The sequence below is a fragment of the Leptospira mtsangambouensis genome, assembly GCF_004770475.1.
GTDB classification, from domain to species: domain Bacteria; phylum Spirochaetota; class Leptospiria; order Leptospirales; family Leptospiraceae; genus Leptospira_A; species Leptospira_A mtsangambouensis.
Map to the genome: position 1 here is coordinate 44,761 of NZ_RQHK01000008.1, position 26,235 is coordinate 70,995.

Consider the following 26,235-nt stretch of genomic DNA (forward strand, 5'->3'; position numbering starts at 1 on the left):
CTCTTAGAAGTTTTAGATTTAAGGTTCTGCCGATCACCAACTAACCTCGGATACAGGTTTTTTATGACGATTGATTGAGTCAGATACAATTGTTCCATCTTTTACTAAAATAATCCTGTCAGCGATTTGAGCAATAGACTCATTGTGTGTGATCACAACAGTAGTTGTTCCTAGTTCTTGGTTGATCCCAGTGATGGCTTCTAATACAATTCTTCCTGTTTTAAAATCCAATGCACCCGTTGGTTCATCACATAACAAAAGTTCTGGTCTTTTGGCAATGGCGCGAGCTATTGCAACTCGTTGTTGTTCCCCGCCAGAAAGTTGAGCCGGGAAGTGATTTTTTCTATCTGCAAGTTTTACAAGTGTTAATGCCTCTAGAGGTGTCATAGAATGGTTTGATAGATCTGTCACCAAACGAACATTCTCTTCTGCTGTAAGACTTGGGATTAAATTATAAAATTGAAACACAAAACCAACGTAATTTCTTCTATATTGTGTGAGTCCCTCATCATTTTCGAGAGCCAAAGTTTTCCCATGAAAAAAAACTTCACCGGTGGTGGCTGTATCAAGTCCCCCCAAAATATTGAGGAGTGTCGATTTTCCTGAACCAGATGCACCTAACATGACTGTTAGTTCACCTTCATTGAATTTAAGATTGACTGAATGAAGGGCGACTAGTGGCACCTCACCTACTTGGTAGGTTTTTCCAAGATTTTTTGTTTCTAGAAGGGTGTTCGATTTCTTCATTAAATACTGCGAGTGCAAAAAGAACTCTTAATTTTACAAATTTAGTAATTTACTTAGATTCTGTGAACAGAAAAATTAATGGATTTTTAGTATGAATGGTTGATGTTTCTCAATCTTTTGGAAGGATAGAAACTAATTTTGATTTGGAAGAAAGTCCAGACAGAATAGAGATATTCTTTTTCGGAACATGAAAGTGTTTCGAAAGTGCTTCGATTAATTCCTCATTCGCCTTCCCATCCACTGGTGGTGACTTCAAACGCGCAATACATTCCGTTTCGGATAAAAATTCTAATCCTGGTTGTTTGTTATTTGGTTTTACCTTTACGGTCAGTTTCATATATTTTTAGTTTGGAGTTTCTTGATTTTGTACCAGTTCAGTTCCATCGTTCATAAACAAATAGAAAAGGATATAACTTTGATGAAAGTTTCTAAATCATCTTTCTCTTTTGCTACTTATTTTTTCTTTTGTTGATGGTTGTATTTACGGCAACCTTTTCGACTCTTCTTGTCATCAATTCTTCAGATGATTGGGAATATCTACGTGTTTTCTGTGACGAAACCTTTAGAAATTCCAAAGAATCCAGTCTTGTTTCTGGTATTGTTTCTAACAAAAATATCGTCGATCCAGAATCCGGCTTTGTCATTTATAATGTTGAATACCAATCAAAACGTAACCACTGGAGTTTCGGCTAGTGCTGTTTATGCAGGTTCTGCAATTGATCTCTGTCATGAAGAAACTTTAAACGCCTTTATCGAATTAGGTGAGGTATTTGTTTTTTCATTTATTGCGATTGGTCTTACTTGCATTTTTTGGAAAGAATCTCTTTATTTATTAAAAAAATATAAAATAAAAAAGTAATTTTTCTTTTTTTGTGTGGCGCCTCGATTCTGTTTGGTGACAAACATTTTATTGAAACGCGAACCCGCTCTTTGTTCCATTTTTTCCTTCGGGAAAGGATTTCCGCTTCGTTCGGCACTTCGTCACACTCAGCGTAAATGGTGTAGGGACAAATAACAAGCAAGTTGCTTATATTATAAACAAAATATATATTCTTAGAACGACTCGTTTGTTTTTTAAAATGATTGTTAGGTGAGATTGCTTAGAATTCGACTTGCCGATCTAAAAAAAATAGTCACCATCTCATAGAATCAGGTCCATTTCAGTCTTTCAAAAAAATGGAATAGAATTCGAGGGTAGGGATGTCGGTTCAAAAAAGTCTATTGGATATTTTGTGGGTACTTGTCTGTTCGGGTCTTGTGTTGATGATGCAAGGAGGGTTTTTGGTATTGGAGTCTGGATTGACTCGAGCAAAAAACTCAATCAACGTTGCGATAAAAAACATAGCAGATTTCGGTGTTGCAACTCTTCTATTTTATCTTTTCGGATTTGGAATCATGTTTGGGTCATCCTTTTATGGCTTGTTAGGTACTGATTTATTTTTGCCTAACTTTCCTAAGGACAATGCCTGGCCTCCCACTTTCTTTTTGTTCCAGTTGATGTTTTGCGGAACAGCATCGACGATTGTTTCTGGTGCTGTTGCAGAACGTTTGAAGTTTCCATCCTATTTACTCGCCACTGCTCTTATCTCCGGTATCATCTATCCAATTGTTGGGCATTGGGTTTGGGGTGGGACATTTACAGAAACATCCAAAGGTTGGTTGGAACAATTAGGGTTTCATGACTTTGCTGGATCCACTCAAGTACATAGTGTGGGTGGTTGGGTTTCTTTAGCTCTCCTTCTTGTAGTGGGTCCAAGGCTTGGAAGATTCAAAGACGGTGAACCTTCCAAAGCTGTGACAGGAAGTAATCTCCCTTTGGCAATGTTAGGTGGAATAATTCTTTGGTTTGGGTGGATGGGATTTAATGGCGGAAGCACACTGGCTTTTAACGGATCTGTCCCAATCGTAATTTTAAATACCATTATAGCCTCAGGTTTTTCGATGATGGTGGCTTTGTTTTTGACTTGGTTTGTAAAAGGATATCCAGAGGCTATTTCTCCACTTAACGGATCTTTGGCGGGGCTTGTTTCCATCACAGCCAGTGCCGATTGTGTAGAACCAGCTCAAGCTGCGTTGATTGGTATGATAGCTGGAGCACTTACGATTCCTGCTGAAAAATTACTCGAAAAATGGAAAATTGACGATGCAGTTGGTGCGGTTCCTGTTCATCTTGTTGGTGGGCTTTGGGGAACTTTTGCAGTGGGAATTTTTGGAGATTTAGAAAAGTTAGGTGCAACAAGTGGAAGAGGGGATTTTTTACTCATCCAAGTTTTGGGTGCATTTGTGATTGGTTTATTTGCTTTTTGTGTTTCCTATTTTATTTTCAAAAGTATCAATCGATTTTACCATCTAAGAGTGGATGAAACAGAAGAAAGGATGGGTTTAAATATTTCTGAACACAAAGCCACAACAGAACTCATTGATCTTTTTTTATCAATGGATTACCAACATAAAACGGGAGATTTAACTCTTGATGTTCCTGTAGAACCTTTTACTGAAGTGGGCCAAATTGCAGAGAGATATAACCTAGTTCTTGGCAAAGTTCGATCCACTCTAAAAGAAAATGAAGACTCACGAATTGAAATTGCAAATGCATATGAAAAGGTACGAAATGAACAAGAGCGAGCCGAAAAACTTCTGTTAAATGTTTTACCAAAGTCAATTGCAGAAGAGTTAAAAGAAAAACAAGGATTAATTGCCAACAGTTATCCAGAGGTGTCTGTTCTATTCGCAGATATTGTCGGTTTTACTCAAATTTCTTCAGGAATGAAACCGGAAGCAGTGGTTCGCATTTTAAATGAAATTTTTTCTTATTTTGATGTCCTCGCGGAAAAGTATCGTTTGGAAAAAATCAAAACCATTGGAGATGCTTATATGGCAGTAGCCGGTTTACCTGCGCCTGATCAATTCCATTCTTTACTTGCGACTCATATGGCCTGGGATATGAAATCTCTTCTTTCAAGGTTGCGGCTTGGAAAAAGTGGAACCAAACTTAGTATGAGGATTGGAATTAACACTGGTCCGGTAGTTGCTGGTGTGATTGGGACCAAAAAATTTATTTATGATATTTGGGGTGATGCGGTCAATCTTGCTTCCCGGATGGAGTCACATGGTCTACCAAACGAAATCCAAATTACGGAATCTACGGCAGATCTAATCCGATCCGATTTTGAATTGGAAGAAAGAGGTGAAATTGAAGTCAAGGGAAAAGGAAAAATCAAAACCTTCCTCGTCAAACAAAGGATACGTGAACCAGAAGTCAGTTTGCCTTATTTTCAGTTTGCAACATAGTTTACTCTGTTTCGCAAAATCGGACTTCAGTGGATCTTAAATGACCGAAGAAGAGTGAGGGAACAAACCCAAAATTTTCTTTGAATGTTCTTGTGAAGTGTGCCGAATCTGAGAAACCAGCGGCATGCGCTACTTCCGTGAGGCTGATACCATTTTTTAAAAGATAACTGGCTTTTAATAGTTTCACCCACAAAAGATATCTTCTCAGTGGGATGCCCATTGATTCTTTAAATAAACGTACGAGTCTATCATCGGATATTGAAAATTCTTTTCCAATTTCTTTCATTCGAATTGTATTAGGTAACTCAGTTCGAACTTTATGGGCAATCCTTAGTATCCTTTCATCTATTTTTTTAGGTAATACTTCAAAAGGGAAAATAGATCTTAATAACTCTTGTTGTAATTCCCATGCTTGTTCGTTGGAAAGATTCCCATAATACAAGTCCCAAAGTTTGGATTTTAATGGAACGAAAGGGGAAATCTCAAATTCTTTAACAAATCCGTTTTTTGTGCGATCTGCAATGGAACCATACTCGTAAGTTTCAGGATCAATGATCAACGCAATCATTTCTACTCCAGGCGCTACCGTTCTATGAAAAGTATTTGGTCCAACGAGAGCCACTCGGTAATCACCTGAGTTAGTTTCTGTTTCAATATGGATTTTTTTTTCAAGAGAAATGGAGATAGCCAAAGTTGCTGCATAATGTTCGTGGAAATCTGTCTGCATTGCATTCGTTGCATACATAACCCGACTATTCCAGAGATACATAATCCCAGTTTGATCTAAATCCATAAAAGGGTTCCCTATGCCAAATCAACGTAAATGGGATCTAGCAGGAATGTAGGATTGAATTAGATTTTTAAAATGCAATGTAAATTTTTTTTCGGGGTCAAAGAATTTGATAAAAAGAACAATGTACTAAATGGGATCCTTTTTTTCCTTTTTGGAAAGCGAGTCAAGCCATATAAAGATTCCGGGTGGGACGAGAAACCCTGCAAACATCAAATAAGCGTGCATTAAATGTGCATAAGGTTCTGATAATGTAGCTGCAAACTTCATTGGGGAAAGCCAAGGAGAGAGTTGGGATGCTAATAGACAAAGGAAAATAATTTGCCATTTTAAATTATTTCGATAGGTCGTCGACTTTTGCCATGCATAAATTAGCAAGATACCACTAAAGAAAATTTCTCCAACCCAAGCCCAAATCCCCATTTTACCCCATAGTCCTAATCCGAAATGAAGATGAGAATTTGGGTAAAGAGCCAGATCTGAATTATGCATAGGCCAATCGATAAGGAAGTGGGAAAAGGCAGCAAGAAATGCGATCAATGCAATTTTTTTATCTTTAAGAAATGAAGCACCCCAAAGAAAAGACCATACCAACGCCATTGTTAGTGAATGATCCCAATCAATATAATCTAAATTATAAAATAAATACGGTAATGCTTCTAAGTTGGGGCTCACTCGACTAATACCAATTAAGATAAAGAATGCATTTAAAATATCAAGGAAACAAACACCAATGAATATAGGTAAGGTGGGAACTTTTGGTTCTTTTGCCTTGATGGCAACTGCTACTGCGAAATGTCCAAAATACATTTAGTTTATATTTCCTAAAATAAAATCAATTTATCCAATGATATATCATTGATTGATAGATTGCTTGAATGATTTCGGCATTTAGTTTTTTTTAAGTTTTTTGGGAGTCATCCCGAATTCATTCAAGCCACCTCAAAACCTATATGTTATTCTGATCATCTACTCTACTGTTTCTATAAAAAATAGAATAATGGAAAGGAAATTTAATGAGAAGAATTGTCACTCGAAAGAAAGGTGGCTTGGAAGTATTGAAGATTGAAGAGGTGCGAGACCTATTACCTACTTCAGGTGAAGTTCGAATTGCAGTAAAGGCAGCGGGAATTAACTTCGCAGATGTCATGATTCGTATGGGTTCCTATCCAAATCCACCAGTATACCCATGCACGGTTGGATATGAAGTATCTGGGATAATTGATAAAGTTTCATCTGACGTTGATTCGTCTTGGTTAGGTAAAGAAGTTGTGGCGATTACAAAATTTAATGGTCAAGCAGAACAGGTAAATGTTCCGATCGACCAAGTCTACGAAAAACCACCTAATATGTCTTTCGAACAAGGTGCCGCTTTTTTGGTAAATTACATTACTGCATATCAAATACTGATCGCTATGGGGGGATTACAATCCAACGAATCAGTGTTAATACACAATGTAGGTGGTGGTGTGGGACTTGCAGCATTAGAAATTGCGAAACACATAGGTGCAAAAACTTTTGGTACTGCAAGTGGTCACAAACATGCTTTTTTAACAAAGCAGGGATTAGATCATGCCATCGACTACACAAAACAGAACTGGAAAGAAGAAGTAATGAAGCTTACAGGTGGTCGCGGTCTAGATTTTGTAATGGATCCAATTGGTGGGAAAAATTTGAAATTGAGTTTTTTATCTTTAAGCAGCACAGGTAGAGTTGCTCTATTTGGGCTTTCATCTGCTGCTGTACCTGGTATTAGAGGGAAATTTGAAAAGTTAAAAATGTTAATTCAAACACCAGTTTTTCATGCAATCCAACTATTAGTTTCTAATAAAGGAATATTTGGTGTGAATACTTCTAGGTTATGGCATGAGAAGAAAAAAATAAATCACTGGGTTGAAGCATTAGTTAATGGTCAGAAAGAGGGTTGGATCAATCCTTATGTAGATAGAATATTTACTTTTGATCAAATTGCAGAAGCTCATCAATACATTGAATCAAGAAAAAATATCGGCAAAGTCGTATTAGTCCCATAAACTTTCATTAAATAAGAAGGAATCAAATGATTAACAAATATTATATTTTTGGAGTCGTCACAATTTTTGTAGTATTGTCTTGGCTGTTGACAACTCCCCCAAGTTATAATGAAGTCTCAAAAGCTCGTTTGGTAGAAGAAATGCCTATGGAGTTGAAAAATGCCGACATAGGTGATCTAATTTCCACAGACATTGTAGACTTAGGAAAAGAAATACCTGGCCATGATGAAATCATTGGGATTCCAGGAACCAATAAAGTTTTAGTGAGTGCAAGAGATGAATGGATTTGGTTAGTCGATCTTGATACAAATACTGCTGAAAAATTTGCAGAATCTCCAGTTTCACCTACTGGTGCTACCTTGGTCCCAGGGAAAAAAGATCAACTTTATTTCTGTATGGCTCGACTTGATTATAATAAATATCAAAAAAATCCTGGTTTGTATGTATTGGATCTCAATTCTAAAAAATTCGAGGAAATTGTTACGCGCGTCCCTATAACAGGGAATATGCGAGAGGACGGATTGGAAATTCCAAATCAAAAATCTGAAGATCAGGTTGTCGTATATTCGAATCCACTTAAAAATACAAAAGTTTCTGATTTATATGGAGAGGGCAGCCGACCTTTGCAATTTTGTAATGATTTAGCTGTCTCTAAAGATGGACGTCATGTTTATATCACAGAGCCTTTCAGTCATCCGAAAGCTTCCTCAGGACTTGGTGCATTTGCTGAAGGGATCACCTTGGCTCACAATGGTCGTGTTTGGCGATATGATACAGAGAAAAAAACAATCGGTCTAGTCATAGAGAACATTGTATTCGCCGATGGAATATTAATCGAATACAATAAAAATGGTGAAGAAGAAAGTTTACTCATTAGCGAAACTGTCAATTTCCGAATGGGTCGCGCTTCTTTGTTTGGGCCAAACCAAGGAAAATATACAGTTTTATGGGATAATCTTCCCGGTTTACCAGATGGTCTTGATAGAGATAAGGATGGAAGAGTTTTGGTTGCTCTTATCAAAGACCGAACAGGTCTAATGAATTGGCTGCATAGAAATCCTTGGATCAAACCTTTGATACTTCGTATCCCACCTACCTGGTTACCAAAATCAAAAGGAACAGGGATTCTTGTTTTGTCACCTGATGCTAGTGAGGTGATAGCATATAGCCACCATAATGGAACTAAAATTTTAGATGTTTCTGTGGTAGCTCCTGTAGGTGATAAATTTTTTCTCCCTAGTTTTTATAAAGATAATACAGGAATTCACTATATACCAATGAATTCTCTTTTATTAAAATCAAAAGATAAAATTTTGAGTCGGGACAAATAATGAAAAAAACTTTATCCGTTTTTGGGGTTTTACTCGCAGGTATTTTGATTTGGTCAATAGGATCTGATTCAAAAAGCAATTATAGAAAATTAGATAATTCTGATTTTCTATATGCGACTGTGATAATGAATAGCAAAAATCCAGAAAAACTTTTTTTGTTTTACCAAAACACTTTTGGTGCAATCCTTTTAGAAAATGTAACTGATTGGAATCTAACAGAAAATAAAGAAGTGTATACGTTACGTACTTCTGGATATGCAGAAGAAGGACCCAGTCTAACTATTTTTAAATCCAAACAAACAAAGCCGGATGTTTCTTTCGCTAATGATTTAGGGTATGCTCATATTTGTTTTGAAAGTGATAATGTTCCTGGTCTGATTAAAAGGATTCGAAGTAACGGCGGTAAAATCATTAGTACATTTGATGATTTGGAAAAAGTCCCGGCTGTGTATGCAGCTGATCCAGATGGAAATATTTTTGAGGTTCATTTGCCTTTCCCAACCCCTGTGACTCCGAAAACCATTTATAGAACCTTAAATTCACTGATAAGAACCAATTTAAAATTATCACCTCCAGAAAACGATTCAATTCGGTTTCTACATGTTAATATTAACTCGAAAGATTGGGTGAAAACCATTGAGTTCTATAACCAAGTTTTAAACACACAGACTACAGGCTTTGAAAGAGATTACAGTGGCGATTTTATCAAAAACCTAACAGGAGTCAATGGTGCTATTGTAAAAGGAAAACATGTTGTTTTGCCAGGATATAGCGACGGTGGACCAACTTTTGAGGTGTTTACTTACAATGAGTCATCATCAAAAAAAATTCCTAATCAATTTGATCTTGGACGTGTGGCCACAGGGTTCTATGTTCAAAATCTTAACAATGCGTTGGAAATGTTTACAAAAGCCGGAGGTTCTATTCTGAACCAAAAAAATAACGAATGGGCCCTCCTTAAAGATTTGGATGGGAACTTAATAGTGTACGTAGAACGAAAAACAATTAAAAGAGACTAACTAATGTTATACAAAATACCAAAAAAAATGAAGGCCCTAAAACAAATAGGACCTTTACCAGAAGAGTTCCTTTCTAATCCGAATGAGATCAAAAAGTGTTTAGAACTAATTGAGGTGGATGTTCCAAAGCCAGGACCTGGACAAGTACTCGTAAAGGTAAATCGGGGCTCCATGAACCCTAATGATTTATACCACATCCGTGGAGTTTACAGCTCCACTTTAAACTACCCTTATCCACGTGGGGTTGGATTCGAAGGTGCTGGAGTTGTGGTTGCGAGTGGTGGCGGAATCATTGGTCGACTTAGATTGGGGAAACGTGTTTCGCTTTATAATAAAAATGGAATGTTTGCCGAATATGTGTTAGCTGATGCATTGAAGCTGATAGTTCTTCCTGATGATGTTCATTTCCAAGATGCTGCATCATCAGTTGCAAATCCAATTACTGGTGTAGGAATGGCAAAGTGGGCAAAGGCATCTGGTTCTAAATATTTTTTTATCACAGCTGCGGCAGGTGCAGTCGCACGGATGACAATGCGAGTGGCTCATAGTTATGGGTTAAAGAGTATCGCAATTGTTCGCAGAGAGGAACAGATTCAGCTATGTAAAGAAGAGGGTGCTTCTTATGTTTTAAATCAATCAGATCCAAATTTTGAGGAGAATCTTACTGCTTTATGTAAAGAAGTAAATTGTACTTATGGATTTGATTGTATTGGTGGAGAAATGCCACTTACTCTAATTCGTGCGTTACCACAAGGTTCTACACTTTGTATGTATGGGTATTTTAATACAGGGCCTATGTCATTCCAACCGCAAAAATTATTTAACGGATGGAAAATCGCATTCTTTGAAACAGAATATTACGTCAATTCATTGTCACTTCTTTCCCGATTTCTATTATCTAGAGAGGTAATCAATAATGTAAATGGAATGTTTAGGCCAAAAGTTCATAAACAATTTAAATTGGAAAATGCCTTCGAAGCCTATGCCTATTATAGCAACCATATGACTGATGGCAAAATCCAAATTGTTGTTGGAGAAGAAAACTAGTCGTCAATCTTCGTGACACGAAAATCAAAGTCCAAATGTTTTTCGGAAAATGAAATCCTTCCATTTTGTAGGAAGCAATTTCATTAAAAGATAATCGCGCCACCAATTCTGATGGATATCATAACGGTGACTTGGATTCTTCAATGTAGTAGCCCGAATGATTGTATCGGCGACTTTTTCCACAGGTATCCCGTGACGAAATGAATTTTCTGCTTTCGCTAGAAAACGAAGAAGTGGCTCTTCGTAAACTTTGAGTGAAGGTTTTCTCTTTAGATCATTTTGAATTTTTGTTGCCATCGGTGTATTGATCATTGCAGGCGCAACGACAATTACCTTGATCCCCAAACAATAAAATTCAAGGCGCATTGCGGTTGATAATGCCTCTACTCCAAATTTACTCGCCGAATAAACTCCATTAAAGGGAAGAGTTCGTGAACCTCCTTGTGAACTAATATTCACGATTCGTCCTTTGCCTTTTACCAAGAGTGGCAGTACTGACCTACACATATTATGAATACCTATGAGGTTTACATTGATTACATTTTGAAAGTCTGTTGAAGTCATATCGTTAAGAGGACCGTTCGTGACAATGCCGGCAATATTCATTAGTGCACTGAGTCCTTCTCCTTTCAAGAGGTGCTCCAATTTCGATGCAGCGGAGACAGTGTTTGATTCATTGCGAACATCGACAATGATCGGGAAGAATCTTTCACCGAATTTTTTTTGCAAAGTTTTGGCTTCTTTTTCATCTAAGGCAGTTCCAAAAACTCTATTGTTTTTGTTTTGAATCAATCGTTCTACTACAGCAAAACCAAGCCCCGAACCAGCACCTGTTACCAAAATATTTCTCGAATTTTTATTCAATTTCATTGTTCCTTTTGAAAGAATCATATCCGAAAAAAAACATAGATGCTTGAATGATTTCGGTGCATTCCAATAATATACTTCTGGTTTGAGAGACTAACCAGACTCTATTGCCTTTGGCATTATTTCACTTTTTCCCACCATTTAGGGCATTGGGTCTCTGGATGACTGAGATCCAATGCCTCACCGATCATGGGTGTGACTACGTTAATATTTTGATGTATCCCCAAGGAATGAATTCGTTTAAGAGGTTCATCCCATTCATGTAATGCCATTGTGAACTTTGAAGAATGAACCGGGATCAAATACTGGGTTTGTAGATCTTTTGCTGTTTGTATCACTTCCTCTGGAAATGAATGTACGTTTTTCCAAATTTTTCTATATTGCCCATTTTCTAAAATTGCAATTGTAAATGGCCCATATTTTTTCCCATACTCTGAAAAATGCGGACCATAACCTCCATCACCACTGATGTAGATTTTAAGTTTTTCAGAAAGAATTACATAGGAAGTCCATAAGGTTTGATTTTGAAAAATACTACGACCTGAGGAATGTTTTGTAGGTGTCAAAATCAATTTGTCATCATTGGCAAGGATCACTTCATCGAACCAATCTTTTTCGGAAATAACACTTTCAGTAAATCCTAATTCTCTAAAATAATCACCAATGCCAAGCGGTACGACTACATTTCTAATCTTGTCTTTCAATTTTGATATAGTTTTTAAATCGAGATGATCATAATGGTCATGAGTAATCAGCAAATAATCAATGTCTGGAAAATCATCCACAGCGTAAACATCAGTTCCGGGATAAGCAAGGTTACTAAAACTTACAGGAGATGCATATCCACTAAACGCAGGGTCAATTAAAATTGTCTGACCATTTAATTGTAAAAGAAATGAAGAATGACCAAACCATACGTATAGATCCTTATCTTTTGGTAAGTTTTTTAAGTTAGTTTTGATGGTTGGTATGGGGCCACTAGGTTCTCGTACAAACTGCCTACTGATCAAATAGTCATAGACAATGCCGAGTAAACTTGCTCCCTCAGCCATAGTTTTGGAACCATCAAGATTATGAAACGCACCATCCTTATAATTCGGAGAATCCCACCTTTTTTTAGTGACTTCATTAGAAATTAATGCGAAGTTAATCATTGCAATCGAAGTTATTAGAAAACAGTAAAACTTAAAATTCCTTTTCAGATGCATCATCATATCTGTAGTGAATCCATCATTATTTCTGATTAGAAAAACTAATACAAATGATAGACGGTCTTCCCCCCTCAATCGCATAAGACGGAAGGTTAGAACTACTATTACATATCTTTCCTTCTTCAGTAAAAGCAATGTCTCTCATCCAGGTAACACGAGTAGGGAGGGGATATGCCAGAAATTTTTCTGTTTGAGGATTAAATCGAAACAATCTATCGGATGTATTGGATGTAATCCAAACCTCTCCTGTTTTTGGATGGACATTCAGTGCGTATGGTGCTTCCCATTCACCGGGTGCTAATGTAGGCATTTTATAAATATCGAATTTTTCAGTTTCTGTATTAAACTTCATCACTGCCCCATGATCAAATGCGGGGATCCAAAGTATTCCTCTTGCATCAAATCTCGGACGTCGTGGTCCACTTAATGGAACATCGATCTCCTTAATTTGAAGAGTCATTGGATCAATTCTACCGATTTTGTTTGCTAATAACTTTGCATACCAAATGCTTCCATCAATCGGATGTACGTCGATTCCATATGGGAGATTCATTACATCTTTTCCATGACTTGCCCAGCGGTGCGGAGAAATAACGATGGGAAGATTTTTCCCTGGCCAACTGGCGAAAAATTTCATCGCAAATGGTATTGTTGATTCCATCAACCATCGGATAAAACCATTTTTTGGTAAGTTTATGACCGTAAAACTTTGATTTTGTGGATCAAAACGAACTACGCTATTGGATATTGCTTGGGTAAACCAAATTATCCCTTTTTGATCAATTCGAATTGTATGTGGATAAAGTGCATCTCCTGGTACTTTAAACAGTTTATGTTCTTTTGAATGTATATTAAAAGAGGAGAGATAACCAGACAGTGCATTGGTAATCCAATAATTACCAAACTTGTCTTCTGCTAGACTATGTGGGCCATGTTTTCCATTATAAACACCAATTGGCAATTGAAGTGCAGAAAAATTACCGCCAATCGGTAAACCATCAACATCAGGTAACGGATATTTATTTACCATTCCCGTTTGAGGTGATATTTCCCAAATTACGTCATGCCCTTCATCTGCGGCATAAAACATTCCATCACTCCCAATTTCGGCATCATGCGGGAAGGAAACACCATCTCCAAAAAACCATTCTTCTATTTTCGTATATGCAAAACTATCGTTGTACTCATAAGATTGAATGTTTTTGACTATTTCTCCTTTAAAGCCCTTTTCAAACGTATTGGCGACTTCTTTCTTTTCCCGGTCGTTTAATAGAGCCATATACCCGATCATTCTATCAATGGTTGATTCCCACTCCAATTTAGGACGTGGTCTTCTCGTTAATGCATTTCCAATTTGGTGACAATAATTACATTGGCTTATAAAACTTGCTTTTACGTCAGCAGAAGAAAATTCAAGCTGAGAAGAATGGGCTGATGCAGTCAAACTATCAGAGCTTTCACGAGGAGATTTAAGGTTTTCTAACTTAATGTTCTTTTGAATGGTTTTAGATTTTTCTAAATTGCCTAACTCTAAAGTATAATCATTGTAGAATTGAGATCTGACTCTTAGTTTTAATTGCCCTGGGTATTGAAAATTAAGATTGAACTCGCCATTCGATCCACTATAGACTGTTGTTTGCATATTCTGTGTGGATACGCTGACCATTGCCCCAGATACAATGACTCCTTCTTTGTTTTTAACGATACCTTTGATAGTTGTTGCATCTAACAATGATACGAAGACATTGTTAAGAATAATAACGAAAAAGATGATTTTATTTTTTGAATACATATTGCCCTTATTTTATCTCCGCAGCCAGTAATCTTTCGTCTAAGTCTTTAACCGATTGTTTGTTTTGGATGATCCCGAGATAGAACGTTACGATACCTGCAATTACACAGGAAAACGATGCTGTAATGAGTGCAATTTTATAAGTAGCCAATACATCGAAACAGTAACCAAACGCAATTGGTCCCAAAACTCCCCCTAGACAGTTGGCTCCATACAAAGTCCCATAGATAGCACCGAAAGATTTCATACCAAAATATTTTCGAATGATAAATGGAATGAAGTCACCTTCTGCACCTATCGCAAATCCACCGAGAAAAGCACCAAATCCTAGAATGGGAATCCAGGCCTCAGGATAAACAGCAATCAACCCTATCCCAATTCCACCTAAAAGGAATGCAACTGCAGCTACATTTGTTGCAGGAAAAATATCCATCAATGCGCCGGAAATCAATCTACCTAGTACAAGTCCCACTCCTGCAAATGCCACTATCCTTGCAGCAATTTCTGGTGAAATTCCTCTGTCGGTAATCACTGCAGCCATATGAATGGCTGCTCCAAGTCCAGAAGCTGCAACTATAAAGATAATTCCGAATAAAATCCAATAACTAGGTAAAGCCAAAACTTCAGCTAACAACTGACCTTCAGTCTCTTCTTTCTTAATTTGATTGTGATGGTGAGTCTTTTGTTTCACTAAAACAAATATAATAAACCATGCAAGTAACCCTTGCCCAAAAGAAATTCCTGCAAGTGTTATATAAGCAATTCTCCAACCATAAGAAGAAATTAAATGCTGAGAAAAAATAGGGTAGATAACGGCACCCAGTCCGAGTCCTACCATCGCAGCTCCTAGAGCCAAACCGAGACGTTTTTCAAACCACTGGGCCAACACGGCAAGATACCCAAGTGCAGTTGTTCCAACGCCTAAAAATCCAATGCCAAAGCTTAAAGTTGTCATTATGAAGAAATTCCCATGTAATTGCGAAAGCGACATTATCAATAATGAAATCAAAACGATTGATGCACCCACAACTTTTGCTGAACCAATACGATCGATGAGTCTTCCCACAAAAATTGCACCTAACGTCACACCTACCATAGAAGAAATGGTTGCTGCCGATGTTTGCCCACGTCCCCAATTTAACTCAAATGCAAGTGGCTTTAAAAAAATGGATAAAGTCGTAAAGTATAATGAACTGAAACCTCCAGCCATTCCAATTGCAGCTCCAAAAACAATGAGTACCTGTTTATATTTTAGAGATTGATTATTTATCATTTAGTTTCTGCTCTTCTGTATTATCATTTTTCATATCCGAATCCAAAACTATTGATACTTGAATGTTCAATGTAAAATGTATCAGAAGGTGTTCTAATTTCCTTGAATGATTTCGGTAAGTTCCTAAAAAACTTCAGTAGTAGGTCTTTTAAAAGTTGTCTTTACCACCGAAACAAATAAACCAGAAAATATCAAAAATTATAACATTTCGTAAAAGACATTTTACAGCATAAATTCATAATATTTACTCATATTTGACTATTTATATATCTTGTATTTACCATTCAAATATGAATAAATATGTCTTGAAAAATATTTAAGCTGTCATATCTTACTATTTAAGATGAGCTGGTCAGAAGAGAATTTATATACCATTCTGGAAAAAATAGGTTCTTCCATAAAAGGAAGACGTGTCCAAATGAACCTATCGCAGGAAGAACTTGCAGAAAAAACTGGTGTATCCCTTTCCTCCATCGCTCGCTTAGAAACAGGGAAAGGAAATATTTCCCTACTCAATTTGCTTTCACTCTTAAAAGAATTAGATTTACTCAACGAATTAGAACTAACCTTTCGTGACCCCAACTTTTCGTTATCTCTGATTGCAAAATCGAAAACAAAAAAACTGAGACAACGAGTAAGAAAACAAAAAGAAAAAGTACCTAACAAAAACGAGAAATGGGTCTGGGGCAACCAAAATGAGTGAACCCGTCACTTTAGCAAAGGTTTATCTATGGGGAACGCTTCTCGGTTATATTTCTTGGAATGAAGAAGGGGAGTTTGCTTCTTTTGAATATGAAAATGATTTTTTAGATGCCCCAGTAGAACCTTCACCTCTCCTTATGCCCAAAAGTAGATCTCTATACTCATTTCGAAATCTAAATGTAGACACCTTTAAAGGTTTACCAGGTATGTTTGCTGATTCCCTACCTGATAAATTCGGGAATGCCTTAATTGATGTTTGGCTTTCAAAAATAGGCAGAAATTCAAAATCATTTAACCCTGTAGAAAGATTGTGTTATATCGGCGAACGAGGAATGGGTGCTTTGGAATTTAAACCGGCAACATATAAATTAAAAACCAAAAATATACCAATAGAAATTGCTGAGATGGTAGAGTTAGCATCTGAAATTCTAAGTAATCGTAAAAAATTCTCTACAAAATTAGAATTAAAGAATCAAAAGAAATTAAATGAATCTTTGACAAGTTTAATGACAATCGGAACATCCGCCGGTGGTGCAAGAGCAAAGTGTATTATCGCATACAACGAAAAAACAGGAGATGTTCGTTCTGGGCAGGTAAAAACTACAGAAGATTATTCGTATTGGATTATAAAGTTGGATGGAATCCAAAACAATAAAGACAAAGAGCTAAATGATCCAAAGGGATTTGGGACAATCGAATATGCTTACTATCGAATGGCATTGGATTGCGGAATACAGATGATGGAGTCAAAACTACTCGAAGAAAATGGCAGACATCATTTTATGACAAAACGTTTCGATCGCATTAATGGGGGAGAAAAATTACATATGCAATCTCTCTGTGCTATCGCCCATTACGATTTTAACATGGCTGGAGCTTATAGTTATGAACAAGCTTTTGAAGTGATTCGTAAAATCATTTTAGAAAACACTCGAAATGCTTTAGAGCAACAATTCCGAAGAGCCGTTTTCAATATCATTTCTCGTAACCAAGATGATCATACTAAAAACATTGCTTTTTTAATGGATAAAACAGGGAAATGGAATTTATCACCTGCTTATGATATGACATATAGTTATAATCCCAATGGACAATGGACAAGTCGTCACCAAATGAGTATTAACGGAAAACGAGAGAACTTTCAACTGGAAGACCTCATTGAGTTGGGTAAAAAAGCCGATCTCAAAATTTTACAAATCAAATCAATCATCAATCAAACAAAAGATATTCTTTCCTCCTGGAAAAAATATGCCAAACAATCCAATGTCCCGAATTCACTTTTAAACCCAATCCAGAAAAACTTAAATTTATCCATCTAATTCAATTTTCTCTTGAGTGGTAGGATAAGTTAACAAAACAATGATATAAGTATTGGCCAACTTCCGAGAATGTATATTATGTCGCATAACTGGTGATAGTTGAGTTGAGTGTACTCGTACATCCTTTACAGTTTTGTTTCTATACATACTTTACAAAAAGGATCATAGAAATCCTACAAATCAAATAGAAACCTAAACGTTAATTTTTGTTTGGAATTCAAACCAAAATTAAATCAATCGATTGGCCAAGAAATACAGAAGAACCATACCGAACTACCTCCATAACAACTGAAACGAATCAATTTCCCAAGATCTTAAATATTAAAAACGGCAATTGTCTTAAAGAATTCTATGAGACTTTACTAAAAATGAAACAGTCGTTACGTCGATGTGAAAATTTAGACGAAACATAAAGCATTGTAGCGATATTCATGGTTTTTATATTCAAAATTGCTAAAATAAAAAATAAATTGCCTAATCAAGTATAGTTTCCAATTTGCATCAAAGTTTTCAAAAAAACAAGATGTTAGAAATTAAAACCATAGTCACCAATGATATAAAAAAAGAATCGATTATAACCGGATTCGAGAGAATACTTTTTGAACGAGATTGTTTTGGTAATCTTTGGATTGGTTCTTGGAACCAAAGCCCTATTCTTTATAAGAATGATGGATCACAAATCACGCGTTACGAATTTCCCATTGGATATTATCTTTCAAGTGATAATCCTTTTGATTCAAATCAGGACTGCACCTTGTTTGGTTCTTCACAGTCTGTTTTATACTTCAAAGATGATGTGTTTTTTAACGTTCCTTCACCAAAATTAGCAATCTCTGCACCTTACCAAATTCTTAATATTGGAAAATATACTTATGTAATTTTTGCTAATACAGGCGGAAGGAGACTCATCCATCGTTGGGATGGAGCCAGTTGGGAAACTTTAAATAATCAACTAGACTTTTTAAATCTCAATAACCTAAAACAAGTAAGTAAAAATAGAATTCTTGTGACAGAAAACAATTCAGAAATTGCCTACATACTTGATTTGGATGGGAAGTTGGTCTCGGAATTTTCTACGAGTGGTGCACCAATGAAAGTAAAAGTGGATTCGAAAAGAATTTTCTTATATTCAGATTCTAAACTTGAGGTCCGTAGTTCTGAAGGAGAATTAAAAAGCATTCTTGATTTGTATGACGAGTCGATAAAATCATATTTTGGTTCCTATCTAGAATTCATTGATTTAAATATAGAAGATGAATCCAATCTCACTTTGCTTCTAAGAGAAAGAAACAAAAAACCTGCAAAAAAACACCTATTGAACTTCAATTTAGATACATTGACTCTAACTCCTCATCCACTATACGATAGATTAACACCTGAAATGAATTTACTGCAATTTGAGAAAGATAACTCAGGAGGGTTTTGGTTTAAAATTTTTGGAAACCATTACTCTGAATCTTTCTTAACATTTAATAAGGAATTAACATTATGAAACAACATACAACGAAAGATTTTCAAAAGGCGGACTTTTACTCTGGAAACCTAAAAGAAATCATCATAGATCGTATGTTGGTATTTCAATCTCAGCGTGATACTTTTCAGAAGGCAATTGAAAAAACTAAAACCAAACTAGACCAAAACTTTTTAAAAGATTTTGAAGTTATGTATGGTTTTAAACCTGGAAAAGAAATTTTAGAATGGGAGAACCTAAAAAAAGGCTACAAATCCATTATGTATGAAGTAGCAGATGTTTGGAATATGATTGATCACCACTCTGCCGAAGAAGAAGAAATGGAGGAAAATGAAGATGGTGGTTTTGACTATGCAATCTCTTCTACAGAAAGACTAATCAAAATAAAGGATCCCGAAGAAGTACTTTCTTGGTTAGTTGGCACTTACAGCGGACTTATGTTTTTATTTAATGGTTCCTATGCCTTTGCATCCGATGGTGGAGGAGACACATCATGGATCAATTTACTTCCTAATGAAAATGAATCTATCGAAGTAAATCATTATAACCATGAAATAGGAGAACTTGAGAACCTTCCCTATTATTCGATCACCCATTTTATTTTAGACAACTGGAATAATGAATCAAATGAAGGTTACGATGATGAAGAGGAAGAAGAATTCGAAGAAGAAGACTCTCAGAAAAAACCAAAAGAACCAATTTTAGTTTCTAAAATCAAAGATAGTGTCATCAAAGCATTTGAAAAAGAGGCTACAAAATATTATGAGAGTAAACCCATATATCATAATTCTTTGGACATGTTTGAAAGATCTTCTTGGCTACTGGGGCATAGTTATGGAGATCCAGCCTATGCATTTACGGAAAAACTCGCAGACGCACCTTCCTTTGCCATTTGGGAAGAAGAAAAAACTGATATTAAAAATTATCCCAATTTAGCCGCATACTGGATTCTACATCATTTCTATTTTAAAAATGATGATGCATGTAAAGAGACCATCAAACTTGCTAACAAATCCAAAGGGAAAATCATACCCACACTAAGCCAACACATACTCAATTATTTAGAGGGTAAGTCAAAAACCTTATTCAACTTAGCATCCGAAAAAGTAGAAAAGATTAGAACTCAAACGTTTTCCAATGCTGATCCAAAACACATCGATCCCAAAAATTTAAAAATATATAATGACAGTTTAGGATTATCCAATCTAAAAACGATTTCAAAAAAAGAATTGGAATCGCGACTAAAATCAGACGTTGACCTATTCAAACTAATTGAAGAATTTCCCGATGATGTGACCACCCATGATACCATTCTAAAAGAAATTTCTAAAAAAGACACAAACCTAAAAAGACTTATCGATGATTACTTTCGAGAACGAACTGATAGTGCATACAATACGTGGCCATACAACCCGGACAAACTAGACAAACGACTTTCTGTTGTGATCAATGCAGCTTTCAGGCAAGGACTTAAGTACGATGCGGAAAACAAAAAAGCTTTTTGCGGAATTACAAAGACTGTCGGCATGTTAGATGATGATAGGTCTATGGTTTCGCTTAGAGAAGCAGTTCATAAACTCAAACAAGATGACCCAAGAATGGAATACGTTGTAGAAGCTCTCATCAATAGTGATCATAAAGAATCCAGATCCATATTAGCTGATGCAGCATGGCGTACTTTCGAGACCCTTGACAATATAAAAGAAATCAAAGATAAAGTACAAAAAGAAGGTCCCACCTTAAACAATATGTTCACAGTCTACACTCATTTGAATGAAGCATTACAGGAAAGAATTCTAACTTTAGATGAAGTTTCCATAAAACTAATTCAAAAACTTTTTAGTTATAGTGATCATTTCAAATACTTTGGAATGAGTGTAGGGAATGCTTTTTCTGTATGTGCTCATTTAGGACTAAATGAATATACGGGAGTCATTGCGGATTATTTAAGGAGGAGTTCCCAAATCAAAGGGAGAGATAAAGGATCCTATTTGGAATTACGTCTGATCATTAATATTTCGGAGGCGGCGCTTGCATGGGCGAAGATGGAACCAGAAAAAGCAAAACAAGAGCTCTCTAAATTTTTTGCAGAAGTGAATGAATCCAATGATCCTGGAATTGCAATTGACCTAAAGGCATGTTATGTAGCTGGTCTTTTGTTTCTGGAACCAGATAACAAAGAGTATTTGAACTTTGCAGAAAGGATTCTTGGGAACAAAGGAGACCAGGTTCGAGTGTATGGAATCATCCGTTGTATTAAAAAGAAAAAAATTGCAAAACTCAAAGATTATCTTTGGTATCATATCTATGCAGATCCAGACCCTATGGTGGATTACTCTTGGACATATATCGAAGTAGAAGCAAGGAGTGCATGGGAAACGCTCACGGGTGAAAAAGCACCTGAATTTGATAATTCCGATCAGTATGCTTCCGCACTGTCCAAAAAGAAAGAATTATTACCTGAGGCCATCCTCCATCCCGAAAAATATAGCACCCAACATGTATTCGAGAGAATTCGTGAAACTAAATACAAACATGAGGATGTCATTCGATATGGTGGTCCTTGGCTTGTAGAATCATTACGATATTCTACTGATGAATACAAATATTCAGGATCTTATGACAGGTGGGAGGCAATCAAAGCCTTATTCATACAAGGTCCGGGAGTATATCCATATTTTCTGGAAATTTTCAAACTACCATATGCTGACTCATCATGGAAAACTTATTTATTACAATTTATGCGAGTGATGGAACCTGAATCTTTGAAGTGGAAAAAGGTTCTTACGATGGAGGCAGATCAAATCAAACCACTACTCGAAGAACCAACACCTAATTGGTATGTATGGACTGATTTACTAGCTGCTAAATTGTTTTTGTTAGAGGGTGATGCTTCTTTTGAAACGATTTCAAAAGTCATTATTAGACGTTTAGATATGACAAATCATGAATCTTATGATTCGAGTATTTATGAAGAAGTTTTGGGGTTAAGACTTCCATTACTTTGGAGATGGTTTGGTAAAAAAGGAGACGATCTGATCCAAAAACATTGGAAAGAAACCAAATCTAGTTCTGAAACACGCACCATGTTAGATATGGCAGCCAGACGCAAGTTAAACGATAAAATTCCTGATATGCCAAAAATTGATAATGCTGGGATTTTACTTACCTTCTACCCAGAGGAGCGTGAATATGGTTGGCATACATGGATTCATATGACTCATGACGTGGTTCGATTCGGAACAAATGAATTTCATTTGCAATCTGTGTTGCCCGATTCAAAAACAGAATCAAGCATCACATCTGCTGGTGAGCATTTAGAAATGATCTGGAAGATGGCAAACATTCTAGGATATACAGTATCAAAGAAAAAACCAAAAGTGAAAAAGTAAACTAACCCTTCCCCACTGACTTTGCATATTCACTTGGGGAAACTTTTTTAGATGCCTTAAATGCTAAATTGAAGTTTGCTTTGGAATTAAAACCAACTTGGTAAGCAAGAGACAACAAGTTGGCTTTTGGTTCTTCTTCTAGAAGACGACAAACTTCTGAAATGCGACATTCATTGATCAAACGATTGAAGTTAATACCAAGATAAGCATTGATATATTCACTGAGTTGGTAATCCTTGATTCCTAACTTCTCAGCTAGGGAGGCTAAACTCAAATCCTCTTCACGATAGATACATTCAACTTTCAAATAATAGTCTAAGTCTTTTTGAAGTTTTTCTAAATCCAAGTTTAGGATCCGAGAAGTTCGATAGGATTGGCGAAGTCCAGGCAAAATATCTTTGAACAATTCATGATTGATTTCCGTTCCAATAAATGCAACTACTGCCATCAATGTAGCAAGTCCGGCTGTAAAATATATTCCTGTATGCCAACGAAAGAATGTACTAAAAAAGATAAAACTTGCAAACGTAATGTTCCCTTTTAATATCATTCCCAAAACTTGTACTCCTAACTTTGCTTCCTTATTAGGGTTGTGATAAAGGATCATTCTATATTGATAGATCATCCAAACAAAAGTACCAACCCAGTAGATACAACCTATGGCAGAAATTACTTCTGGCACAGAAAAATCTGCTCCCGCAAAACTTTGATTCATTGATTGTAACAGCAGATGAGGAGCCTTCCATTCCAAAAGAAGAAGGAGAAAAATCACAAAAAAAGTTGGATACAACCGCTTTAATCCAGACAAAGGAACTGGTTCTAAACTTAAAAACTGTTCGATTGTATACTGCATACTGCCAGGGATTAAAAAAATAATGGGCACATATCCATGATTCAAAAGTGAGATTTTAAATTCGAACCCAACATACAGACGATAGGCGTAAAAAATCAAAGTCCCACCCGAAAAAGCAGCAATCATGGCAAAGGGAAATCCTTTGGAACCCTTTTCTTTCACAAGAATACCAAGACCTAAAATGAAATGATACCAAACCCCGAACTGGAGCCATGAACCAAAAAACTCGAACATCTAGCAAAATTCGGACGAAATGCACGCTTCCGTCAACCTTTTGCATCCCCTCTGTACTTAGAATTGGTACAAAATTATGATATTAGACCTAAAAAATCGTCCAAAATCGCCATCTTGGACGCCATTTCAACGCAATCGTGGTAAATTTGAGTCAATTCAGAGGCGAATTATGAAAAAGCAAAAAATCTTTCGTCTGCTTTTGCCACTTGGGATCTTTCTCTTGGTGGCTTGCGGACAAAACGGAAACCAAAACTCAAAAGACAATGCTGCCGTATTAGGTGTGTTAAATGGAACAAATTCCAGCACTTCGGCAACTCCGGAAGCTCTCCAACTAAGCAATGCCGCGAATGCAAAAGACATTCAATCCGCATTTGCAAAAGAAAACGATGGAAGTTTCACTTTCAATGACAACATCTCGTTTCTAAGTAACGATGGTGTGAAAATTACAGGGAACTTATTCATTCCTAAATCAGGAACAGGTCCCTTCCCTGCTGTGATTTTTGTCAACAGTTGGGCTCTTAACGAATATGAGTATATTGTACCTGCTGCCAAACTTGCAAAAAAAGGGTACGTTGTGTTCAGTTATAACACTAGAGGATTTGGAACTTCTGGCGGACTCATTAATGTAGCAGGTCCAAAAGACATGGAAGACCTTTCCAAAGGAATTGATTTCCTATTAGCAAATGCTCCTGTGAATCCAGCAAACATTGGTATTGCGGGAATTTCTTACGGCGCGGGAATTTCTCTTCTTGGCCTAAGCAAAGAACCAAGAATTAAAACTGCTGTTGCCATGAGTGGTTGGGGAAGTTTGCCAGACTCTTTGTATGGAAATCAAACTCCAAGACTGGTTTGGGGATTATTACTTGTCACTGCCGGTTATATTACAGGAAGAATGGATCCTATCATCGCAGAAAACTTTGGCAAACTTTTAGACACGAGAGATGTGGCTACAGTTTTGGCATGGGCAAGTGAACGATCACCAAACAGTGCCGTTGCGGCTTTGAATGCAGCTGGAAAACCTGTTTACATTTCCAACAACTCACAAGACAATCTATTCCAACCAAATCAAATCCTTCCTTACTTTGAGCAACTCACCGTACCAAAAAAATTAGATTTGAACAATGGAATTCACGCCACAGCAGAAATTGGAGGAGTTCTTGGAATTGAAAACTATGTTTGGACCAATGCATATGATTGGTTTGATTATTGGTTAAAAGGAGTCCAAAATGGAATCATGACGAAACCAAAGGTTTCCATTCAAAAAAGATTTTCTTCTTCCAGAGTGACTTATACTTCTTGGCCTAACCCAAACAAGGTAGAAAGAACATACCATCTTCGACCTATGGGCCTTCTCACTCCAGGGAAAATCACAACCACTGCTAACACGTCGAATGGAAATGATACAATCCTTTCAGGTGGTACTAACGCTACAACCGGAGTTCCCCTTCTATCAGAAATCTTAGATGGTGCCGTTTCCGTGCCAGTGACAACCAATGTTAATTTGATCGATCGTTCGAATGCAATGGTTTATATTTCTGACCAACTCTCCACTTCGCTCAAACTGAGAGGTAGAACTTTCTACAAAGGTCGAATCAATAGTTCCGACAACGCGCCCCATGTTGTTGTGTATTTGTATGAAGTTGATTTTTGGGGAACAGGAAAGTTAATTACACACGGAACAGCAACCCTGTTCGGTGTCAAAGGAAAAGACACAGATCTAATTGTTGATCTTCAAGCTGTGGCTCATGACTTCCCTGTCGGTAGTCGATTGGCCCTTGCGATTGACAATATTGATCCTATGTATGCTGTTCCAAAACCTGTGTCTCTTTACACAACAACGTTCAAACACAGTACTTCCACAGCATCAACACTTCGTTTTGAAAGTGAATAAAAAACAAGTTCACTCATAACGATTCACCGCTTTTTGGGAGAGGGTTTCCTCTCCCATTTTAATCTACCAAATCACTTCCTTTTCAACAAACAGATAACTAAAATCTAACGCGCCCCGGATAGTAGCGGAAATCCTTTCGCAAAGCGAAAGATTGGAGCGGATAGCCGGAAGTGGCGCCCCCATATTTATTTTTCCATTTCTTAAATAGATTAGAATGGACTTTGATCGTTGCGGGATTAGATTCAGTACGAATTACCAAAAAAGGGAAACCCGTTGCCGATACATTACTACGCAGGTCTTCATCTGGATGAAATTACCACCGAACTTGGGAAACGAATTGCAGAAGACCAAAAAGTAAACCCTCTCAAAAGACCATTGGTAGTGGTTCCGAATCAAAACCTGATCCCTTGGTTGCGGCTGAATTTACCAAAATTTGATCCGTCTCATCTTTCATTAAATATAGAATTTACATTTTTAGAAAAAGCGATATTAAAAATCATTTTCGAAAATAAGAATATACAAATATACGAAGAAGATTCCGCATTATACCAATATGAAACAGTCAAACGTGATTGTTTTGCCCTACTTTACCAAAAACAAGACTCTCTACTAAAAAAATTTCCAGAAATCCAAAGGTATCTTGAAGAAATTCCAAAAATGTATTATCTCGCCGATGTACTAACTAGGTATTTCAAAGATTATGAATTAAATCGAGAGAACTGGATTAAAGACTGGCTTGGTTTAGAAACTAAAAACCTTCCAAACGATATTAAAAAAGATCCATATTGGGAACTGGAAAAAAACATTTACTCAGAAATTTACAAAGACAAGACAAAGCCGAAAAACTTATTTCATTATTTGGAAGAAGGGAAAGGTTTGCCACTCCGAGGCAACTTACACTTGTTTTGTTTGTCAAACCTTTCAGGGACCTACATCGACTTTTTGAAAGAAGCGGCTGGGCATTCTGATTCA

The 26,235-nt window shown here is 36.6% G+C and carries 21 protein-coding genes; 12 read left to right on the forward strand and 9 right to left on the reverse strand.

The annotated features are described in order from the left end of the window. Positions 1 to 33 precede the first annotated feature (33 nt). Positions 34 to 747 (reverse strand): ABC transporter ATP-binding protein, encoded by a 714-nt coding sequence (locus EHR01_RS10350; protein WP_135694716.1) that lies wholly within the window; start codon positions 745 to 747, stop codon positions 34 to 36. A 109-nt stretch (positions 748 to 856) separates the two neighbouring features. Further along, complete coding sequence (locus EHR01_RS10355; RefSeq protein WP_135694717.1) at positions 857 to 1,084, reverse strand: DUF167 domain-containing protein; 228 nt, start codon at positions 1,082 to 1,084, stop codon at positions 857 to 859. 300 nt (positions 1,085 to 1,384) lie between these two features. Between EHR01_RS10355 and EHR01_RS19310 the strand changes: the two genes are divergently transcribed. Then, a complete protein-coding gene (locus EHR01_RS19310) occupies positions 1,385 to 1,606 on the forward strand; it encodes a hypothetical protein (protein WP_244310068.1) in 222 nt (73 codons plus the stop codon). A gap of 341 nt (positions 1,607 to 1,947) precedes the next feature. Beyond that, positions 1,948 to 4,038 carry an ammonium transporter gene (amt, locus tag EHR01_RS10365; RefSeq protein WP_135694718.1) on the forward strand — a complete coding sequence of 697 codons (2,091 nt, stop codon included), beginning with the start codon at positions 1,948 to 1,950 and terminating at the stop codon, positions 4,036 to 4,038. Position 4,039: 1 nt separating this feature from the next. Here amt and EHR01_RS10370 read toward each other — a convergent pair whose 3' ends face one another. Then, the gene (locus tag EHR01_RS10370; protein ID WP_244310069.1) at positions 4,040 to 4,831 is read right to left on the reverse strand and encodes a helix-turn-helix transcriptional regulator; all 792 of its coding nucleotides are present in this window, start codon (positions 4,829 to 4,831) and stop codon (positions 4,040 to 4,042) included. Positions 4,832 to 4,957: 126 nt separating this feature from the next. Beyond that, on the reverse strand, positions 4,958 to 5,638 hold the full coding sequence (locus tag EHR01_RS10375; RefSeq protein ID WP_135694719.1) for a hypothetical protein: 681 nt from the start codon (positions 5,636 to 5,638) through the stop codon (positions 4,958 to 4,960). Positions 5,639 to 5,844: 206 nt separating this feature from the next. Between EHR01_RS10375 and EHR01_RS10380 the strand changes: the two genes are divergently transcribed. The 4 genes from EHR01_RS10380 to EHR01_RS10395 are packed head-to-tail and all read left to right on the forward strand — an operon-like array spanning position 5,845 to position 10,258. Then, positions 5,845 to 6,861 (forward strand): zinc-binding dehydrogenase, encoded by a 1,017-nt coding sequence (locus EHR01_RS10380; RefSeq protein WP_135694720.1) that lies wholly within the window; start codon positions 5,845 to 5,847, stop codon positions 6,859 to 6,861. 26 nt (positions 6,862 to 6,887) lie between these two features. Then, positions 6,888 to 8,192 carry an SMP-30/gluconolactonase/LRE family protein gene (locus EHR01_RS10385; protein ID WP_135694721.1) on the forward strand — a complete coding sequence of 435 codons (1,305 nt, stop codon included), beginning with the start codon at positions 6,888 to 6,890 and terminating at the stop codon, positions 8,190 to 8,192. Further along, positions 8,192 to 9,211 (forward strand): VOC family protein, encoded by a 1,020-nt coding sequence (locus EHR01_RS10390; RefSeq protein ID WP_135694722.1) that lies wholly within the window; start codon positions 8,192 to 8,194, stop codon positions 9,209 to 9,211. Before EHR01_RS10385 ends, EHR01_RS10390 begins: the two co-directional genes overlap by 1 nt. 3 nt (positions 9,212 to 9,214) lie before the next feature. Next, positions 9,215 to 10,258, forward strand: a complete 1,044-nt coding sequence (locus EHR01_RS10395; protein ID WP_135694723.1) for an alcohol dehydrogenase catalytic domain-containing protein — start codon at positions 9,215 to 9,217, stop codon at positions 10,256 to 10,258. Between the two features lie 24 nt (positions 10,259 to 10,282). On the opposite strand, the gene EHR01_RS10400 is transcribed toward EHR01_RS10395, so the two are convergent. The 4 genes from EHR01_RS10400 to EHR01_RS10415 all read right to left on the reverse strand — a co-directional run bounded on the left by EHR01_RS10400 (position 10,283) and on the right by EHR01_RS10415 (position 15,401). After that, positions 10,283 to 11,128, reverse strand: a complete 846-nt coding sequence (locus EHR01_RS10400) for an SDR family NAD(P)-dependent oxidoreductase (protein WP_167482944.1) — start codon at positions 11,126 to 11,128, stop codon at positions 10,283 to 10,285. 116 nt (positions 11,129 to 11,244) lie between these two features. Further along, positions 11,245 to 12,279 carry an MBL fold metallo-hydrolase gene (locus EHR01_RS10405; protein ID WP_167482945.1) on the reverse strand — a complete coding sequence of 345 codons (1,035 nt, stop codon included), beginning with the start codon at positions 12,277 to 12,279 and terminating at the stop codon, positions 11,245 to 11,247. Between the two features lie 79 nt (positions 12,280 to 12,358). Further along, the gene (locus EHR01_RS10410; protein WP_135694726.1) at positions 12,359 to 14,128 is read right to left on the reverse strand and encodes a carboxypeptidase regulatory-like domain-containing protein; all 1,770 of its coding nucleotides are present in this window, start codon (positions 14,126 to 14,128) and stop codon (positions 12,359 to 12,361) included. Positions 14,129 to 14,135: 7 nt separating this feature from the next. Beyond that, complete coding sequence (locus EHR01_RS10415) at positions 14,136 to 15,401, reverse strand: MFS transporter (RefSeq protein WP_135694727.1); 1,266 nt, start codon at positions 15,399 to 15,401, stop codon at positions 14,136 to 14,138. A 343-nt stretch (positions 15,402 to 15,744) separates the two neighbouring features. On the opposite strand from EHR01_RS10415, the gene EHR01_RS10420 reads away from it, so the two are divergent. The 4 genes from EHR01_RS10420 (at position 15,745) to EHR01_RS10435 (ending at position 22,285) form a co-directional block, all read left to right on the forward strand. Next, positions 15,745 to 16,104: a helix-turn-helix domain-containing protein gene (locus EHR01_RS10420; RefSeq protein WP_279638587.1), complete on the forward strand. Its 360-nt coding sequence runs from the start codon at positions 15,745 to 15,747 to the stop codon at positions 16,102 to 16,104. Next, on the forward strand, positions 16,097 to 17,422 hold the full coding sequence (locus EHR01_RS10425; protein WP_135694729.1) for a type II toxin-antitoxin system HipA family toxin: 1,326 nt from the start codon (positions 16,097 to 16,099) through the stop codon (positions 17,420 to 17,422). Before EHR01_RS10420 ends, EHR01_RS10425 begins: the two co-directional genes overlap by 8 nt. A gap of 523 nt (positions 17,423 to 17,945) precedes the next feature. Beyond that, positions 17,946 to 18,914 carry a hypothetical protein gene (locus EHR01_RS10430; RefSeq protein ID WP_135694730.1) on the forward strand — a complete coding sequence of 323 codons (969 nt, stop codon included), beginning with the start codon at positions 17,946 to 17,948 and terminating at the stop codon, positions 18,912 to 18,914. Further along, positions 18,911 to 22,285: a hypothetical protein gene (locus EHR01_RS10435; RefSeq protein ID WP_135694731.1), complete on the forward strand. Its 3,375-nt coding sequence runs from the start codon at positions 18,911 to 18,913 to the stop codon at positions 22,283 to 22,285. The genes EHR01_RS10430 and EHR01_RS10435 overlap by 4 nt, the downstream gene beginning before the upstream one ends. A 1-nt stretch (position 22,286) precedes the next feature. Here EHR01_RS10435 and EHR01_RS10440 read toward each other — a convergent pair whose 3' ends face one another. Then, positions 22,287 to 23,372 carry a helix-turn-helix domain-containing protein gene (locus EHR01_RS10440; protein WP_135694732.1) on the reverse strand — a complete coding sequence of 362 codons (1,086 nt, stop codon included), beginning with the start codon at positions 23,370 to 23,372 and terminating at the stop codon, positions 22,287 to 22,289. A 169-nt stretch (positions 23,373 to 23,541) separates the two neighbouring features. On the opposite strand from EHR01_RS10440, the gene EHR01_RS10445 reads away from it, so the two are divergent. After that, positions 23,542 to 25,263 carry an alpha/beta fold hydrolase gene (locus EHR01_RS10445; RefSeq protein ID WP_135694733.1) on the forward strand — a complete coding sequence of 574 codons (1,722 nt, stop codon included), beginning with the start codon at positions 23,542 to 23,544 and terminating at the stop codon, positions 25,261 to 25,263. 273 nt (positions 25,264 to 25,536) lie between these two features. Then, positions 25,537 to 26,235 (forward strand): exodeoxyribonuclease V subunit gamma (locus EHR01_RS10450; RefSeq protein ID WP_167482946.1); only part of this gene is annotated, 699 nt, incomplete at its 3' end.

Bases quoted from the DNA above. Each gene is read 5' to 3' on its own strand.
- EHR01_RS10395 (WP_135694723.1), top strand. From the start codon at position 9,215: ATGTTATACAAAATACCAAAAAAAATGAAGGCCCTAAAACAAATAGGA.
- EHR01_RS10350 (WP_135694716.1), bottom strand. From the start codon at position 747: ATGAAGAAATCGAACACCCTTCTAGAAACAAAAAATCTTGGAAAAACC.
- EHR01_RS10445 (WP_135694733.1), top strand. From the start codon at position 23,542: ATGAAAAAGCAAAAAATCTTTCGTCTGCTTTTGCCACTTGGGATCTTT.
- EHR01_RS10405 (WP_167482945.1), bottom strand. From the start codon at position 12,279: ATGATTAACTTCGCATTAATTTCTAATGAAGTCACTAAAAAAAGGTGG.
- amt (WP_135694718.1), top strand. From the start codon at position 1,948: ATGTCGGTTCAAAAAAGTCTATTGGATATTTTGTGGGTACTTGTCTGT.
- EHR01_RS10435 (WP_135694731.1), top strand. From the start codon at position 18,911: ATGAAACAACATACAACGAAAGATTTTCAAAAGGCGGACTTTTACTCT.
- EHR01_RS10420 (WP_279638587.1), top strand. From the start codon at position 15,745: ATGAGCTGGTCAGAAGAGAATTTATATACCATTCTGGAAAAAATAGGT.
- EHR01_RS10415 (WP_135694727.1), bottom strand. From the start codon at position 15,401: ATGATAAATAATCAATCTCTAAAATATAAACAGGTACTCATTGTTTTT.
- EHR01_RS10440 (WP_135694732.1), bottom strand. From the start codon at position 23,372: ATGTTCGAGTTTTTTGGTTCATGGCTCCAGTTCGGGGTTTGGTATCAT.
- EHR01_RS10410 (WP_135694726.1), bottom strand. From the start codon at position 14,128: ATGTATTCAAAAAATAAAATCATCTTTTTCGTTATTATTCTTAACAAT.
- EHR01_RS10375 (WP_135694719.1), bottom strand. From the start codon at position 5,638: ATGTATTTTGGACATTTCGCAGTAGCAGTTGCCATCAAGGCAAAAGAA.
- EHR01_RS10390 (WP_135694722.1), top strand. From the start codon at position 8,192: ATGAAAAAAACTTTATCCGTTTTTGGGGTTTTACTCGCAGGTATTTTG.
- EHR01_RS10380 (WP_135694720.1), top strand. From the start codon at position 5,845: ATGAGAAGAATTGTCACTCGAAAGAAAGGTGGCTTGGAAGTATTGAAG.
- EHR01_RS10400 (WP_167482944.1), bottom strand. From the start codon at position 11,128: ATGAAATTGAATAAAAATTCGAGAAATATTTTGGTAACAGGTGCTGGT.
- EHR01_RS10355 (WP_135694717.1), bottom strand. From the start codon at position 1,084: ATGAAACTGACCGTAAAGGTAAAACCAAATAACAAACAACCAGGATTA.
- EHR01_RS10430 (WP_135694730.1), top strand. From the start codon at position 17,946: ATGTTAGAAATTAAAACCATAGTCACCAATGATATAAAAAAAGAATCG.
- EHR01_RS10385 (WP_135694721.1), top strand. From the start codon at position 6,888: ATGATTAACAAATATTATATTTTTGGAGTCGTCACAATTTTTGTAGTA.
- EHR01_RS10370 (WP_244310069.1), bottom strand. From the start codon at position 4,831: ATGGATTTAGATCAAACTGGGATTATGTATCTCTGGAATAGTCGGGTT.
- EHR01_RS10425 (WP_135694729.1), top strand. From the start codon at position 16,097: ATGAGTGAACCCGTCACTTTAGCAAAGGTTTATCTATGGGGAACGCTT.